Raw genomic sequence first — 15,732 nt, forward strand, 5'->3', positions numbered from 1 at the left:
TTATATTCAGTTACTTACGTTTTGATGGAAGAATGTCCATCAATTTACAAATAATGCCGAGCATGATTTCATCCGCACCACCGCCAATTGAGCCAAGACGACCATCACGATACAGTTGCGATGCAGGGTTATCCCACATAAAACCATTACCGCCCCAAAACTGTAAGCAACTGTCCGCAACTTCACGGGTCAAACGACCTGCTTTGAGTTTTGCCATAGATGCAATTTCAGTCGCATTGCCACCTTCCAAATGAATTTGGCATGCACGATAGGTCAAGGCACGTAAAGCTTCCACTTCAGTCATCATTTCAGCAAAACGGAAATGTACATATTGGTTGTTAATCAATGGCTGTCCAAAGGTTGTGCGCTCTTTGGTATATTCAATGGTTTGTTTAATCACATGCTCTAAACCACCAATCGCATTGGCAGCCGCCCACATGCGTTCCTCTTGGAACTGCATCATTTGCATCATAAAGCCCATGCCTTCCGCACCGACGAGGTTGCGTTGTGGTACACGGACATTGTCAAAATACACTTGAGCGGTTGTGGTTGAACGCATGCCGAGTTTATTCAACGGCTCTGAAAAACTAATTCCTGCTGCTTTTGCAGGGACAATGATCATGGATTTATTGACATGCGGTTTATCATCAGAGGTATTGGCAAGTAAGCAGAAAAAATCTGCTTGCAGTGAATTAGTAATCCACATTTTGCTGCCATTGATAATGTAATCATCACCGTCTTTTTTAGCCGTGGTTTTGATTGCCGCCACATCTGAACCTGCATGAACTTCTGAAACGGCAATTGACGCAACATATTCACCCGCAATCGCAGGGGTTAAAAATTCATCACGTAATTCTTTACTGCCAAAACGTGCCAATGCAGGTGTTGCCATATCGGTTTGCACACCAATCGCAAGCGGGACACCACCACAAGCTGCTCGCCCTAATTCTTCTGCAACAACAAGGTTATAGGAATAATCTAAACCTAAGCCCCCATTTTCCTCAGGTTTACAAATGCCGAGTAAACCTAAATCTGACATTTTCTTAAAAACATCATGAATCGGAAAACGCCCCTCCGCTTCCCACGTTGGAATAAATGGATTTAACTCAGTTTCAACAAACTGACGTGTGGTACGGCGTAATGCTTCATGCTCTGCGGTAAATTTCATTGCGTTGTCCTTTTTATTTCCTAATTTTTTCATTGTTTGTTGATATTTTTAATTTCCTAAACCTTCTTTTAAGAACCCCTCATCCCAACCTTCTCCCTTAGGGAGAAGGAGTTCCCTCTCCTCTCAGGAGAGGGTTAGGGAGAGGTGCTTTTATTAAAACCTATAACCTCGACACCCCAAATCGAATTGGATTCGGTTCACGATATTCAGCTTCATAAATAGTTTCCAATAAGAAGATCAAAACCTTACGTGTATCTCGAGGGTCAATGATTCCATCATCATGCAACATGGCTGTGTTGAATAAAGCAGTGGATTGCTGTTCGAGTTTGGCTGCTGTACTTTGTTCTAAGAAATCCAACATTTGCTCATTCGGTTCCATTCCCGAAGCTTTTTGTTTTCCTTCCGCAACGATACGTAAAACTTTGCCTGCTTGCGCTGAACCCATCACGGCGACATGCGAATTTGGCCATGCGAAAATAAATTGTGGTGATAATGGACGCCCACACATTGCATAGTTGCCTGCCCCATACGACCCTGCGACGACAATTGAAATTTTCGGCACAGTGGTATTGGCAACGGCTTGAATCAACTTAGAACCATGTTTGATAATACCGTTCTGTTCAGCATCTGTTCCCACCATAAAACCTGTGGTGTTATGTAAGAATAATAATGGGCGTTTGGTCTGCTCACACAGGTGAATAAATTGCGCGGCTTTAGTTGCACCTTGCGGCGTGATTGGGCCATTATTGGTAATGATCCCGATATGTAAGCCGCCAATTTTCGCCCAACCACATACGGTTAAAGCATCATATTCAGACTTCACCTCAAAAAACTCAGAATCATCGACAATACGTGCAATGACGTCTTTCATATCAAAAGGTTGTTTTGGACTTGCAGGAATAATACCCAACAATTCTTCAGCGGAATAACGTGGTTCTTTATATTCAAGATTGGGCTTTTTGGTCTGCTCTTTCCAATTCAAATGCTCAAAAACTTCACGTGCAATACGAATGCCATCGGCATCATTTTCAGCGAGAAACTCAGCTGTACCTGCCACTTGTGCATGCATTTCTGCACCGCCCAATTCTTCCGCTGTCGCCACTTCACCTGTCGCAGCCAAAAGTAATGGAGGACCTGCCAAGAGCATTTCAGTTTGTTTTCGCACTGCGATTACATAGTCTGACAAGCCGGGTTGATAAGCACCGCCTGCTGTTGCATTGCCATGTACCACAGACACTTGTGGTAAGCCTGCCGCAGACATACGTGCCTGATTGGCAAAGGTCATTCCACCTGCAGTAAAAACTTCGGCTGCATAATTTAAATTGGCTCCACCACTTTCGGTCAATGTCAGCATCGGTAATTTTTGTTCAAAGGCAATTTGCTGAATACGAAGCGTTTTCTGTACACCCATTGGCGACATAGTTCCACCTTTAATTGCACTATTACTCGCGGAAACTAAACAGCGGACACCACTGACAAAACCAATCCCTGAAATAATGCCACCGCCTGCATCTGAGCCATCTTTATCATCATGCATGCCATAGCCCACCAAACCGCATAACTCTACAAATGGCGAATCAACATCTAAAGCCAAACGAACACGTTCATGCGGTAGAATTTTACCTTTCTTATCGAACTTCGGCTTAGCCGCATAAGACTTTTCAATGCTCTTATTTTGCACAGCACGAATTTCAGCAATCTGTGCAAGCAATGCTTCTTTATTCTGATTAAATTGCTCACTACCCACAGCAATTTCGGATTGGAGAATGCTCATTTCTTTTCGTCCCTTTTTTTAATCCTTATTTTTCATCTTGCATTTGAATAAACTCTTATTCTGCTTTATCCATTTGATCCTTAAGCACATCTGGAATAAAAGCGCGATGGAATCCATTAAAAGAAACACTATTGGTCGCATCAGCAAGCGGATACATACGTGTGCCTAGCGATGCAGCACCATCAATACGAATCGTCATTCCTGAAATAAAACCCGCAGCTTCTGACAGTAAATAGACAATTGCCGATGAAATTTCTGACTCCGTACCCATACGTTTGAGCGGAACATTACCTGCCAAACTTGGAATAATAAATTTGGCAAAATCACCCGTGTAATTATCCATGCCTGAGGAAATAATCCATCCTGGTGCAACACAATTTACTCGAACACCTGAGCGCCCCCATTCCACCGCAGCCGTTTTGGTCAGGTTATCCACACCTGAACGTGCCGCGCCTGAATGTCCCATGCCTGGCATTCCGCCCCACATATCGGCTGCCATATTGACGATGCTACCGCCATTTTTCGCCATCCATTGGTTATAGGCTTCTTTCATCAGATAGAAAGTTGAATGCAAGTTATTACGAATCACAGCATCAAAACCATTGGCTGAAATACTTTCCAAATTTGATGGAAATTGACCACCTGCGTTATTCACCAAACCATCCAACTTGCCAAATTTTTCAATCACTTCGGCAATCATATCTTTGACTTGTTGTTCTTCACGGTTATCACAGACAATGAAATGAACTTTGCCACCATCTTCTTGGATTTCTTTGCTGACATTTTCAAGCTTTTCAATTTTGCGCCCTGTGATCACCACTTGAGCGCCCAATGCTGCCAATTCGTGTGCCGTGCAACGACCTATTCCTGAGCCACCACCAGTCACGATAATCACTTTGTCTTGAAAAACATCTGATCTAAATATTGAGTGATATTGCATTTTTTATTTCCAATTTTGTGTTCTATAAATTCCCTCTCCTCTCAGGAGAGGGTTAGGGAGAGGTATTTTTAAATAAAAATAATTCCCCTAAATCCCCCTTTAAAAAGGGGGACTTTCATTTTCCTTATTTCAGTGACCCAATAACCCTTTCGGCACTCTCACCCTCATATCCAACAACTGCTGTGCAAAAGCCTTACCTTGTGGATCAATGCGTAAACTTGCAATTCCACCACCGCCCAAAGCATTTTCAAGCATGAAATTCAGTGCATTAAAGCCTTCAATTTCATAACGAATCACCTTGCTTGTTTCAGGATTCAAAACATGTTGCATATACTTCGCGACATTTTCTTCCGTCAAATTGGCGCGAATCCACGGTAAATATTCAGCTTTACGTGCAATCACACCGATATTGCTGTGATTGCCTTTATCACCGCTTCTCGCATGAGCAATTTCAACCAAAGCCACTTCGACTTCATCTCCTTTGAATTGAGCAACATCACCTACAGCAAGTTGGGTAAATGATTGGTCTGCTGTACCTTGAGGAATCTCGACTTTTTGACGCTGACCATTGATATCAATTTCAACATTCAACTTTGATTTATCAACAAGGAAAGAGAAAAGTTTAATCACAGGTGAAGCTTTTGGACGACCACCGACAATACCTGCCAATGCAGGCGCCATCCCTGTAGAAGCTTGCGCAATTTCCGAGGCAAAAAACATACACGCTTCTTTAAACATGTGTTTCACTGCAATCTTCACCACGACTTCACGGCTATCTGTATGCTTTGCATGTGCACCATAAGTACTTTCAATCCCAAGAATTTCAACCGATTTTTCTTGAAATGGTGGCACTGAGCGCAGTGCTAAAACTCGTTCACATTTATTTAAAATGGCATCTGCAATGACTTGGGCTTTTTCAGGTGCTTCACGTCCTGCGATCAGGAAACTCACCAATACACGATAACCATCAGGATAAGTGGCACTGACTTTGTATTGTTGTGTAGGCGCACGACCTTTTGCACCTGTCACCGAAACTCGATCTTCACCGACTTGTTCTAATTTGACTTGGCTAAAATCAGCTGTTACATCAGGCAGTAAATAGGCTTGCGGATTGCCAATTTCATAAACAATTTGTTCAGCGACTGTACCCATAGACACCAAACCACCTGTACCACTCGGTTTGGTCACCACAAATGAAGCATCTGCTTTCACTTCGACAATTGGAAAGCCCATATTGTCAAAACCGTTAACCAAGCGCCAATCTGTAAAATTTCCACCCGTACATTGCGCGCCACATTCGATGATATGCCCTGCCAATGAACCTTGCGATAATTTATCGTAATCATCCAAAGCCCATTGATACTCATGTAGTAAAGGTGCAAGTACCACAGCGGAATCCACCACACGACCTGTGATGACAATATCTGCACCTTGATCCAAAGCATCTCGAATTGGAATTGCTCCTAAATAAGCATTACAACTGGCTAAATGACTTGGTAAATCCTCGCCATTAAACATTTCTTTAATATTTTGATTTTTTAATTCAGCTTGGTTGGGCATCAGGTCATCACCCAATACCACAGCCACTTTGAGATCTAAACCTTGTGTTTCAATGACTTTTTGTAAAGCATCACGACATGCCAATGGATTCACCCCACCTGCATTGCTGATCACTTTAATTTTTTTATCACTGATTTTTTTGAGCAATGGCGTCATCACACGGCTGACAAAATCGAGTGCATAACCATGTTCGGGATTTGTCATCATGGCTTTTGCCATAATCGACATGGTAATTTCAGACAGATAATCAAAAACCAAATAATTAATGTCAGACAAATGTACGAGCTGAAACGCTGCGGTATTGGTGTCGCCCCAAAAGCCTGAAGCACACCCAATTTTGACTATACGCTGATCTTCCATTGTTATACCTCATTCGTCCCGAACTTGTTTTCATTGTTGTGCATAAAATTTATACGTTAATCTACCAAGCAAGCGCTTGGTTTGTAAAGTGCAAAATGCTATGCTGAATTGGCAAATCTGTTAATTTTCATGTCAAATGCTCTTCTACCAAGGATGACAACCCACGATGATTGCGACTTCAATCACTGAAATTGAACCTATTGCTTGTTTTGATGACAGCGCGCGTGGTCGTTTGTTGTTGGGTGCTGCTTATTTGTTTCATAAGCAAGGTTATGCCAAAACTACGGTGAGAGAACTTGCAAATTTTATTGGAATTCAATCAGGTAGCTTGTTTCATCATTTCAAAAGTAAAGATGATATTTTGGCAAATGTAATGCATGAAACCATTATTTATAACCATGCACGTTTGCTCGATGCGATCCATCAAGGCAATCATCCTGAGCAACAATTAAAAAATTTGATTAAAGCAGAATTAGTGTCGATCACAGGCGATACGGGTTCTGCAATGGCTGTTTTGGTCTATGAATGGTTTGCACTTTCAAAAGAACGTCAGGATGAATTACTCAAGTTACGTAATGATTATGAAAATATTTGGCTCAATGTGATAGAAGAATTAAAAGTGTTGGGCAAAATTCAACATGATGCTTTTATTTGGCGTAGATTGCTTGGTGGTGCAATTGCATGGACTGTGACGTGGTATAGACCTGATGGCAAAATTTCTTTGGATGAATTGACTGAACATGTTTTGGATATGGCGTTAAAATGAATATTGTCTACTTAAGAAAACCAAAAAAATCAGACTTAAAAGAAATTGAATTGGCATATAGAAATAGCCAAGCACTACATCAACCTTGGACGTTTCCACCCACTGATTTTCAAAGTTATTTACAACAAGAAGGTCGATATTTTCTCTGCTTAAGTAAAACTCATAAAATTATTGGAACATTCAATATCTCTAATATTGTCCGTGGTTATTTTCATTCAGCCTATTTAGGTTATGAAATTTTTCATCCCTATCAAGGAAATGGCTATATGAAATTAGGCTTAAAATTATTATTGAATGAAGCCTTTCAAGTGATCAATTTGCATCGTTTAGAAGCCAATATACAACCTGAAAATATTGCATCAATTCGTCTTGTTGCAGGTGCAGGTTTTATCAAAGAAGGTTTTTCTAGACAGTATTTAAGAATTGGAGGTAAAGATTGGAAAGATCATGAACGATGGGCGATTATTAATGAGGGTTGGGAAGAAACATAATGCTAATCAATCTAATCGTTTTAAAAGTTAAAAACATCGAACGAACTCGCCAATTTTATAGTCAGTTTGGATTGGTTTTCAAATCAGAACAACATGGAAATGGTCCTGAACATTATTCATGTAATCTCAATGGATTAATCTTTGAAATCTACCCTGCTTTGGATGATCTAAGCAATTTAACACAAAACATAAGATTAGGTTTTTGCGTTGAAAACCTGTCTCAACTTTTTGAAAATATCACAGATATAGAAAAAATTATTTCCCCACCACAAAACACGCCTTTTGGATTTAGAGCTGTGATTAAAAAATCATGATGGGCATGTGATTGAACTTACTGAAAAACAAAATCATTGATTATTTTAATTAAACCCAATTTTCTAATTTTAATCCGTCAATACGTTTAAATTCTTTTATATTATTTGTCACCAAAACAGTGTCTAAAGCTAAGGCATGAGCCGCGATCAACATATCCAAACTACCAATCGTTTGACCTTTAGACTGTAAAGACTGTCTTAATTTTGCATAATGCCAAATTGCATTTTCATCATAAGCTAAAATATCTAATGGCGCTAAAAACTTGTCCAAAGCATTTTTATTACGTACAGAACCCGATTTTTCCACACCAAAAGCGAGTTCAGATGCGCTAATACTTGAAATAGCCACCTGACCTAGCTGATATTGTTTAAATTTTTCAAATACATGCTGTGGTTTATGATTGATAATATAAATACAGATATTGGTATCAAGCAAATAAATCAAAGGAATTCCTCACGGCATTGATCACCTTGATCTTCTCTTTCCAACTGAAAATCACTTTCAAACTCAGTCAGCGCTTCTTGCATGATTTCCCAAGGGTTTTCTATAGGTAATAGTAAAACTCCATTACCAAAATGTTTCACCACAACCTCCTTACCGTCAAAACGAAAAGCTTTAGGTAAACGAACAGTTTGACTACGTCCTGATTGAAAAATTTTTGCAACTTCCATAAGGACTCCTTAAATGATAGTAACCATTGATGATGATCATTGAAAACATCATAACATGGTTACTATTTACACAAAGGAATCTAATGTAATATTTTTATTCACAAACTTAAAATGAGGTCAATAAATCAAAACCCTAATTGCTTACTAATCAGATCTTTCATAATTTCCTCTGCACCACCACCAATCATATTGACCTTCACTTCACGATAAATACGCTCAGACTTAGTCCCTCGCATAAAGCCCATGCCACCGAGTGTTTGCACAGCAGCATCCGCACAGAACTGCATGGTTTGTGTTGCGACATTCTTCGACATACAAATTTGTGCAATCAAATCACTGCCCTGCAATTCAGCTTTACCCATACGATAAGCCGTATCTTCCAACAAGGCACGCGTTGTAGTTAATCGTGTCGCCATATCCACCAATTTATGACGTACCACTTGATGATCAACCAAACGTTTCCCAAAAGTTTTGCGTTCTTTTGACCATTCTAAAGCCTCTTGATAACACACTAATGCATAACCATACGCCATCGAAGCCAACCAAAAACGTTCCATATTGAAGTTTTTCATGATGACTTTAAAACCCGCATTTTCCTCACCCAAAAGATTTTCAGCAGGCACTTTCACCTGATCAAAATGCAAATGCGCTGTGTCCGATGCCCACCAGCCCATTTTCTTTAAAGGTGATTTAGCAATACCATCACTATGTGCATCGACCAATAACATCGAAATACCATTTGCACCTTTTATTTCAGGATGAGTACGTACAGCAACCGTGTAATAATCCGCGCGCATTCCCGAAGTAATAAAGGTTTTCTCACCACTAACAATGTAAAAATCACCCTCACGAATGGCTTTAGTTTGCAATGCTGCGACATCTGAGCCACCACTCGGTTCAGTGATCGCCAAAGCCGAAATTTTCTCGCCTGAAATAATTTGTGGCATGACTTTGTCACGAATATGTGGTTGTGCAAAATGATGAATCGGTGGAGTACCAATGGTATGAATCATGAGTGAAATATGCACACCTCCTGAACCCGCTTTTGCCGTTTCTACCGCAGCGAGGAATACATGAAATGCATCTGCATCTGAAATACCACCATGCTCATCATCAAAACCTAAACCCAATAAACCAATTTCAGCCGCTTTTTGGTAAAGCTCGCGTGGAAAGGTTTCTGCTTCATCCCATTCATTCACATAAGGTGAAATTTCTTTTTCCACAAACTTTTTAACACTGTCTGCAAAAGCGCGATGTTCTGCAGTGTAGTAAATTGGGTTATTTAAATGATCCATATTTATTCCCTGTGTTCTTTCCATATTTTTGTTTTACGTCTTAGCTCTATAAAAAATCAATTTTTAACGCATAAGTTGAATTATAACCAATAGATTTCGTGCGAAAGTTAGTTTCAGCAAGATCTGAATTAATATTGAATGTTCCCTCTCCTTTCAGGAGAGGGTTAGGGAGAGGTTTTCTATTTACTCCCCTCATCCTCTTGCGGAGTTATCTCCTCATCCCTGAGGGAGAAGGGACTTTCTATTTGAATTCCCCTATCAATTACTAATCATTTTCAACTACTTTAGGAGTCTATTGAAAATACGTGATTTTAAATAAAATCAATACCCCAACTGACGACTCGCAAGGTCTTTCATAATTTCCTCAGCACCACCACCAATCATATTCACTTTTACATCACGATAAATACGTTCAGACTTAGTTCCTCGCATAAACCCCATACCACCAAGGGGTTGTACCGCTGCATCAGCACAAAATTGCATCGTTTGCGTAGCGACATTTTTTAACATACAAATCTGTGCAATCAACTCATTGCCCTGCAACTCAGGTTTGCCCAAACGATAAGCCGTATCCTCAAGTAGCGCCAAAGTTGTGGTTAAACGAGTCGCCATATCCACCAACTTATGACGAACCACTTGATGATCGACCAAACGTTTACCGAAAGTTTTACGCTCTTTTGCCCATTCCAAAGCCTCTTCATAACACGTCAATGCAAAACCATAACTACTTGCTGCAAGGAAAAAACGCTCCATGTTGAAATTATTCATAATCACAAGAAAACCCATATTTTCCGCACCCAAAAGATTCTTTGCAGGTACTCGGACATTGTCAAAATGTAAATGGGCAGTATCTGATGCCCACCATCCCATCTTATCGAGTTTAGATTTGGTGATACCCTGACTATATGCATCCACAAGAATCATGGAAATGCCATTGGGACCTTTGGCTTCAGGATCAGTACGCACTGCAACCGTATAATAATCTGCACGTATCCCCGAGGTAATAAAGGTCTTTTCACCACTCAAAATATAATCATCACCATCACGGACTGCCGAAGTTTTTAAAGCAGCTACATCCGAACCACCACTTGGCTCAGTAATCGCCAATGCCGAAATTTTTTCACCTGCCAAAATTTGTGTGAGTACACTTTCCTTAATTTCAGGCGAGGCAAAATGATTGATTGGTGGTGCACCAATCGAATGTGAAAGTAAAGATGCACATAAGCCACCTGAACCTGTTTTGGCGAGTTCTATTGAGGACAATAAAACGTGAAAAGCATCCGTTCCTGCGATCCCACCATAATTTTCATCAAAACCAATCCCCAATAATCCAATATCAGCGGCTTGTTTATAGAGTTCGCGAGGAAAAGTTTCAGCTTCTTCCCATTCATTGACATAAGGTAAAAGCTCTTTTTGAACGAACTTACGAACTGAATCTGCGAATGCAAAGTGCTGATCTGTATAGTAAATTGGATTAGGCTTCATTGTTCTCAGCATCCTGCTTTATTTTATAGTGAACTCATACTGACAGATTTTGATGAATTTGAAGTTGCATAAATGTTCATTTATTCGAAAAAATATGACAATTTAGCTCAATATTTTTTATTAATTTCAGATTCATTCTGAAAAATCCGTTACACTGTCCCCAACTCTATTTTTGAATTTAGCTTTCTAAATAATGGCAACATTAAATCAATTTTTATCACGCTTCAGTACTGCAACCATTCAACGTAGCGTTAGCTACGTCAAAAAAATTGATTTAAAATCATTAGAAATCTATCCTGACCGCGATAATCTTGTGATTGAAGCACAAGTTCAAGGCACGGATTACTACGAAACAGCCGTTATTTTCAATCCACTCAAAAATAAAATTGTCGATACGGATTGTAGCTGCCCTGTTGGAATCGATTGCAAACATGCTGCAGCACTGGCACGTTATTTTTATGATCATCAAGGGGTTAATCCTTCTGCACCTCAAACCATTCACAATACGGATCAAACTCAAGCCACCAAAAGTAATCCAAAACTTGGGACTGCAAAGTTATGGCTAGAACAATTTAAAGTACAATTACAGCAAATTAAACATGCTGAAGCTCATCAACAACATCAACTGATTTATATATTTCAACCTAAAAATGGCTCGACCAAATTACAACTAAGTGTGTTCAAAACACGACGTAATAAAGATGGTAAGGTTCGCGACACGACCCTATATACCAGCTATGACAATGTCTTGAATGAAAAATTAAAAGTTTCAAAACAAGAAAAGAAACTGTTTAGTTCTCTTTACTTCTTTGCCAAGCAAAATTTTAATAATGCACATTTTTATCCGATGTCATGGGATATATCAGGCATTTATCAGGATCATTTAAAAACTGCGATTCAAACGGGTGAAGTTTACTGCTTAGACATTATCCGACCAGCATTAACATGGTCAGAAGAAACCTATCGAATCGAATTCAATTGGCAATCACGTCCTGATGAAAAAACTGAAAAATTAAAAGCACAGTTTTTTGATCAAGATGATTTTGAAATTTCGACTGAACATGCAAAGCAAATTTATATTGTTCATTCGCAACCACCAAGCTATTTAGATATTTCAAAAAATCAAATTGGCGCACTTGATTCAACATATTCAAGTGAAATGATTGATGAACTCATAAACATGCCACAAATGCCAGTTGAATTATTGGCAGAATTTGAGCAAGTCATTCAGCCTTATCCTGTTTTTGAAAACCTACCTCAAGCTCAATTTGCGCAAAATATCGAAACCTTATCAGGTAAACCAACACCGATTTTACGTTTCGGTACCTATCCACAATATGATCGCTTAGGTCATATGCATCATTATGCAATTGCTGAAATTGAGTTTGAATATCCTGCGGGGCGAATTAAAGCGGGCTTTATTGAAGACAATTTTATTACCAATGTGAATGAAAAAACCATTAAACAACAACGTGATTTAAATGCTGAAAAATCACATATTGATGCCTTAATGCGTTCGGTCAAATCATCGCAATGGATCAATAAAATACCTAAAAGTAAGCGCCCAGCATTTGATGATATTACTGAAAATTCAATTATCTGTGCAGACCCGAATGCATGGATCAGCCAACTTCTTCCAGAAAATCAAATTGAATTGCTTGGATGGAAAGTTGAACATACCAAAGATAGCCTATTTAATCTTAAATCAACGCAAAATATGCAATTGGCATTGACTGAATCTGAACAAAAACAAGATTGGTTTAATGTCGGTGCAACCATTCAAGATATGAATGGCAACACCTATAACTTAATCGACCTACTCGGTTATGCAGTAGAACATAATCCTCATCTTTTAGAAGATGATTATATTGATGAATTGAATGAAGATGGTTTTATTGTCGTCTACTTCGATGCAACAGAGAGCCAACTTGCGCTTAAAGTGAAAGACATCAAACCAATTTTGGTTTATCTAAAAGAAATTTTACGCCATCCTGAATCTGCTTCTTTAGATCAGTATGATGCTGCACAATTTTTAGACCTACAGCATCACTTGGGCATGCCGTGGCATACCAATGAGCGCCTACAATTATTTGTAGATAAATTGGTAAATAGCTACCAACAGCATATTCCTACACCGAAAGGTTTCCAAGGTGAATTGCGCCCTTATCAACAACAAGGCTTGGCATGGTTACAATTCCTTCGAGAAACTGAACATGGTGGTGTGCTTGCAGATGACATGGGGCTAGGTAAAACAGCTCAAACCCTTGCGCATATTCTTTTAGAAAAACAAGCGGGGCGTCTAAATAAAACACCTGCATTGATTATCGCACCGACCTCTTTGATGCATAACTGGCGTAAAGAAGCCGAGAAATTCACTCCTGAACTCAAAGTCTTAGTACTACAAGGTCATGATCGCGTAGAGCATTTCCAAGAAATTCAAGATGCAGACATTGTCCTCAGTACCTATCCGCTACTTGGGCGAGATGAAGAGTTTTTATTACCTCATCAATATCATTTATTGATTTTGGATGAAGCGCAAAATATTAAAAACCCACGAGCAAAAGCATCACAAGTGGTACGTCAGCTCAAAGCCAAACATCGTCTGTGCCTCACTGGCACACCGATGGAAAACCATTTAGGTGAGCTTTGGTCGCTGTTCCACTTTTTAATGCCAGGATTCTTATATAGTCAGGAATTATTTAATAAAAAATATCGCAATCCGATCGAAAAGCATGCCGATATTAATATTAAAAATAAACTTGTTTCACGTGTAAAACCGTTCATGCTACGTCGTTTAAAAACTGAAGTTGCCAAAGAACTTCCTGAAAAAACCACGATTGAAGTCAATATTGACATGAATGAACAGCAATCTAAATTGTATGAAGCTGTTCGTGCGACGATGCAAAAAAATATTCGTGAATTGATTCAAGCCAAAGGGTTTCATCGTAGCCAAATTCAAATCTTGAGTGCTTTATTGAAATTACGCCAAGTCTGCTGTCATCCAAGTTTATTGGATCTCGATCAAGTTAAATCACAAAATGTAGAATCAGCAAAACTAGAACAATTATTGGAAATGGTACAAGGCATGGTGGAAGAAGGTCGTAAGATTTTGATCTTCTCTCAATTCACCACCATGTTGCAATTGATTGAAAACCACTTAAAAACTTTAAAAATTAAGAGTGTTAAACTTACTGGGCAAACAAAGAAACGTGATGAAGTCATTACCGCATTCCAAAATGGTGATATTCCAGTATTCCTAATCAGCTTAAAAGCTGGTGGTGTAGGGCTGAACTTAACCGCTGCGGATACTGTTATTCATTATGATCCTTGGTGGAACCCTGCTGCTGAAGATCAAGCTTCAGATCGTGCATGGCGTATTGGGCAAGATAAACCTGTCTTTGTTTATAAATTGATTACCAATCAAAGTATTGAAGAAAAAATTCTTGCCCTGCAACATCGTAAGGCAGATTTAGCCAAGTCTATTCTCAGCATTGATCATGAAAATGAAGTAGAGCTTTCTGAAGATGATGTGATGAGTTTGTTGGATTGATGATTCAGAGCTATTTTTGAAGTAAGAACCAATTCCATTTATAAAATCAATACGAAGAAAACCCCATCAGGATGATGGGGTTTCTTTATTCTAATAAAATTTAACTTAATTTCTTATATCTATAATTTAAAATCTGATTCAAAAATTATTTTTTTCTCATTTAAATCTAAAGCTTGAATCGAACAATATCTCATACCACAAATACTACTATTATTGTTAAAAACCTCAACCAGAGAAATCTTCTCACCTAATACAAATTGTGATAATTCATTTTTAGAGTCACAGATAATTGATAATGAGTTTTCAGTATTTGAAACTAATTTACCTTTAAGAACAAAATGGGTATTTTCTGTACAAATTTTAACAACACTCTCTTTTGAGTCAAAAGTCATCATAAGATATTGGGATAGCTGGGCTTCACCTTTTAATGGTTCCTTTACTGAAGAATACACATGGATATCAGCATTTAATATAGACCAATAATTTAGATAAAAGATATTTTTTAAATTATTGTTATCAAACTCTATAACCTTATCAGCCTGAATCAAATCACAGGATATATAAGCAATCCATGGAGTTAATGGAAAAAAGGGCTTTCTTTCGAATTTTTAACGTCATTAGTAATTAACGAATTTGGAATAACCATACTTAAATCAGCATTGTTTACTTCTCTTTTTATAACTGGATTGTCTGAACTAATAAATGGGAATGTAGTATTATTATAAATAATTCGCGCATTTTGGTATGGAATTTCACCCAAATCGCAAATTGGTATTTGCTTCTTAACTATATTTTTAAATAATTTTTCATAGTAATTTCCATCACAAAACATATCACAGCTGTTAGCAATTTGATCCCAATTTTTTTGATTTTCAGTAATAAACTTATCAACCCTAATCAACTGAAGAGTCATAAAATATGATAAAAAAGACATCAGCATATTATCGATTTCTCGCGCCTCTACTTTTTTTAGATTTTTACTTTCAACACTAGACAAATAATTTTCTATAAATGGTTTTTTGGAGTCATCTTCTGGTAAATTATAATAATATGACTTTTTAAATATGTCATGATTTACACCTTTCATTCTCCATCCAGAGTCTAATTTCTTTGAATTAACATAGATGCCAGCTTCAACCTTTGGGTTTTCTTTTTTTAACTCCTCTATATCAGCAATAAAAGAGCCTAAATAACAAGCTGGAACTAAATGTTGCCCTTTCTTTTCTGCCATCATATTTCCTGATAATTTAACATTTTTCAATTTTTTCTTTTTATATATTAACTTAATCTATAGTATTAATGTAATTCAATCACAATAAGAATTTTTGGCAATTATTTCAGTCTAATTAAACATTTC

14 protein-coding genes are annotated in these 15,732 nt (G+C 38.3%); 4 read left to right on the top strand and 10 right to left on the bottom strand.

All coding sequences use genetic code 11. The annotated features are described in order from the left end of the window. Positions 1 to 10: 10 nt before the first annotated feature. The 4 genes from EXE10_RS16545 to EXE10_RS16560 all read right to left on the bottom strand — a co-directional run bounded on the left by EXE10_RS16545 (position 11) and on the right by EXE10_RS16560 (position 5,802). Entirely contained in the window at positions 11 to 1,168 is a 1,158-nt protein-coding gene (locus tag EXE10_RS16545; RefSeq protein WP_087554338.1) for an acyl-CoA dehydrogenase family protein, read from the bottom strand. A gap of 160 nt (positions 1,169 to 1,328) precedes the next feature. Next, entirely contained in the window at positions 1,329 to 2,942 is a 1,614-nt protein-coding gene (locus EXE10_RS16550) for an acyl-CoA carboxylase subunit beta (protein WP_130114113.1), read from the bottom strand. Between the two features lie 55 nt (positions 2,943 to 2,997). Continuing rightward, complete coding sequence (locus EXE10_RS16555; RefSeq protein ID WP_130114114.1) at positions 2,998 to 3,882, bottom strand: SDR family oxidoreductase; 885 nt, start codon at positions 3,880 to 3,882, stop codon at positions 2,998 to 3,000. Between the two features lie 129 nt (positions 3,883 to 4,011). After that, a complete protein-coding gene (locus tag EXE10_RS16560) occupies positions 4,012 to 5,802 on the bottom strand; it encodes an acyclic terpene utilization AtuA family protein (RefSeq protein WP_130114115.1) in 1,791 nt (596 codons plus the stop codon). A gap of 166 nt (positions 5,803 to 5,968) precedes the next feature. Here EXE10_RS16560 and EXE10_RS16565 point away from each other — a divergent pair, with 166 nt between their 5' ends. From EXE10_RS16565 to EXE10_RS16575, 3 genes are read left to right on the top strand one after another with little or no spacing between them, the layout of a single operon-like run. After that, positions 5,969 to 6,568, top strand: a complete 600-nt coding sequence (locus EXE10_RS16565; protein ID WP_130114116.1) for a TetR/AcrR family transcriptional regulator — start codon at positions 5,969 to 5,971, stop codon at positions 6,566 to 6,568. Beyond that, positions 6,565 to 7,059: a GNAT family N-acetyltransferase gene (locus EXE10_RS16570; RefSeq protein ID WP_130114117.1), complete on the top strand. Its 495-nt coding sequence runs from the start codon at positions 6,565 to 6,567 to the stop codon at positions 7,057 to 7,059. Before EXE10_RS16565 ends, EXE10_RS16570 begins: the two co-directional genes overlap by 4 nt. Continuing rightward, complete coding sequence (locus EXE10_RS16575) at positions 7,059 to 7,373, top strand: bleomycin resistance protein (RefSeq protein ID WP_130114118.1); 315 nt, start codon at positions 7,059 to 7,061, stop codon at positions 7,371 to 7,373. Before EXE10_RS16570 ends, EXE10_RS16575 begins: the two co-directional genes overlap by 1 nt. A 49-nt stretch (positions 7,374 to 7,422) precedes the next feature. On the opposite strand, the gene vapC is transcribed toward EXE10_RS16575, so the two are convergent. From vapC to EXE10_RS16595, 4 genes are all read right to left on the bottom strand, one after another. Next, entirely contained in the window at positions 7,423 to 7,818 is a 396-nt protein-coding gene (gene vapC / locus EXE10_RS16580) for a type II toxin-antitoxin system tRNA(fMet)-specific endonuclease VapC (protein ID WP_130114119.1), read from the bottom strand. Beyond that, complete coding sequence (locus tag EXE10_RS16585) at positions 7,815 to 8,045, bottom strand: antitoxin (protein WP_130114120.1); 231 nt, start codon at positions 8,043 to 8,045, stop codon at positions 7,815 to 7,817. Before EXE10_RS16585 ends, vapC begins: the two co-directional genes overlap by 4 nt. A 125-nt stretch (positions 8,046 to 8,170) precedes the next feature. Continuing rightward, positions 8,171 to 9,340, bottom strand: a complete 1,170-nt coding sequence (locus tag EXE10_RS16590) for an acyl-CoA dehydrogenase family protein (protein ID WP_130114121.1) — start codon at positions 9,338 to 9,340, stop codon at positions 8,171 to 8,173. 321 nt (positions 9,341 to 9,661) lie between these two features. Then, positions 9,662 to 10,825, bottom strand: a complete 1,164-nt coding sequence (locus EXE10_RS16595; protein WP_130114122.1) for an acyl-CoA dehydrogenase family protein — start codon at positions 10,823 to 10,825, stop codon at positions 9,662 to 9,664. A 193-nt stretch (positions 10,826 to 11,018) separates the two neighbouring features. Between EXE10_RS16595 and EXE10_RS16600 the strand changes: the two genes are divergently transcribed. Beyond that, complete coding sequence (locus EXE10_RS16600; protein WP_130114123.1) at positions 11,019 to 14,375, top strand: DEAD/DEAH box helicase; 3,357 nt, start codon at positions 11,019 to 11,021, stop codon at positions 14,373 to 14,375. A gap of 119 nt (positions 14,376 to 14,494) precedes the next feature. Here EXE10_RS16600 and EXE10_RS16605 read toward each other — a convergent pair whose 3' ends face one another. Beyond that, entirely contained in the window at positions 14,495 to 14,923 is a 429-nt protein-coding gene (locus tag EXE10_RS16605; RefSeq protein ID WP_130114124.1) for a hypothetical protein, read from the bottom strand. A 29-nt stretch (positions 14,924 to 14,952) separates the two neighbouring features. Beyond that, a complete protein-coding gene (locus EXE10_RS16610) occupies positions 14,953 to 15,606 on the bottom strand; it encodes a DUF4238 domain-containing protein (protein WP_165383034.1) in 654 nt (217 codons plus the stop codon). Between the last annotated feature and the right edge of the window lie 126 nt (positions 15,607 to 15,732).

The sequence above is a fragment of the Acinetobacter sp. WCHAc060033 genome, from assembly GCF_004209125.1.
Lineage (GTDB): Bacteria > Pseudomonadota > Gammaproteobacteria > Pseudomonadales > Moraxellaceae > Acinetobacter > Acinetobacter wuhouensis.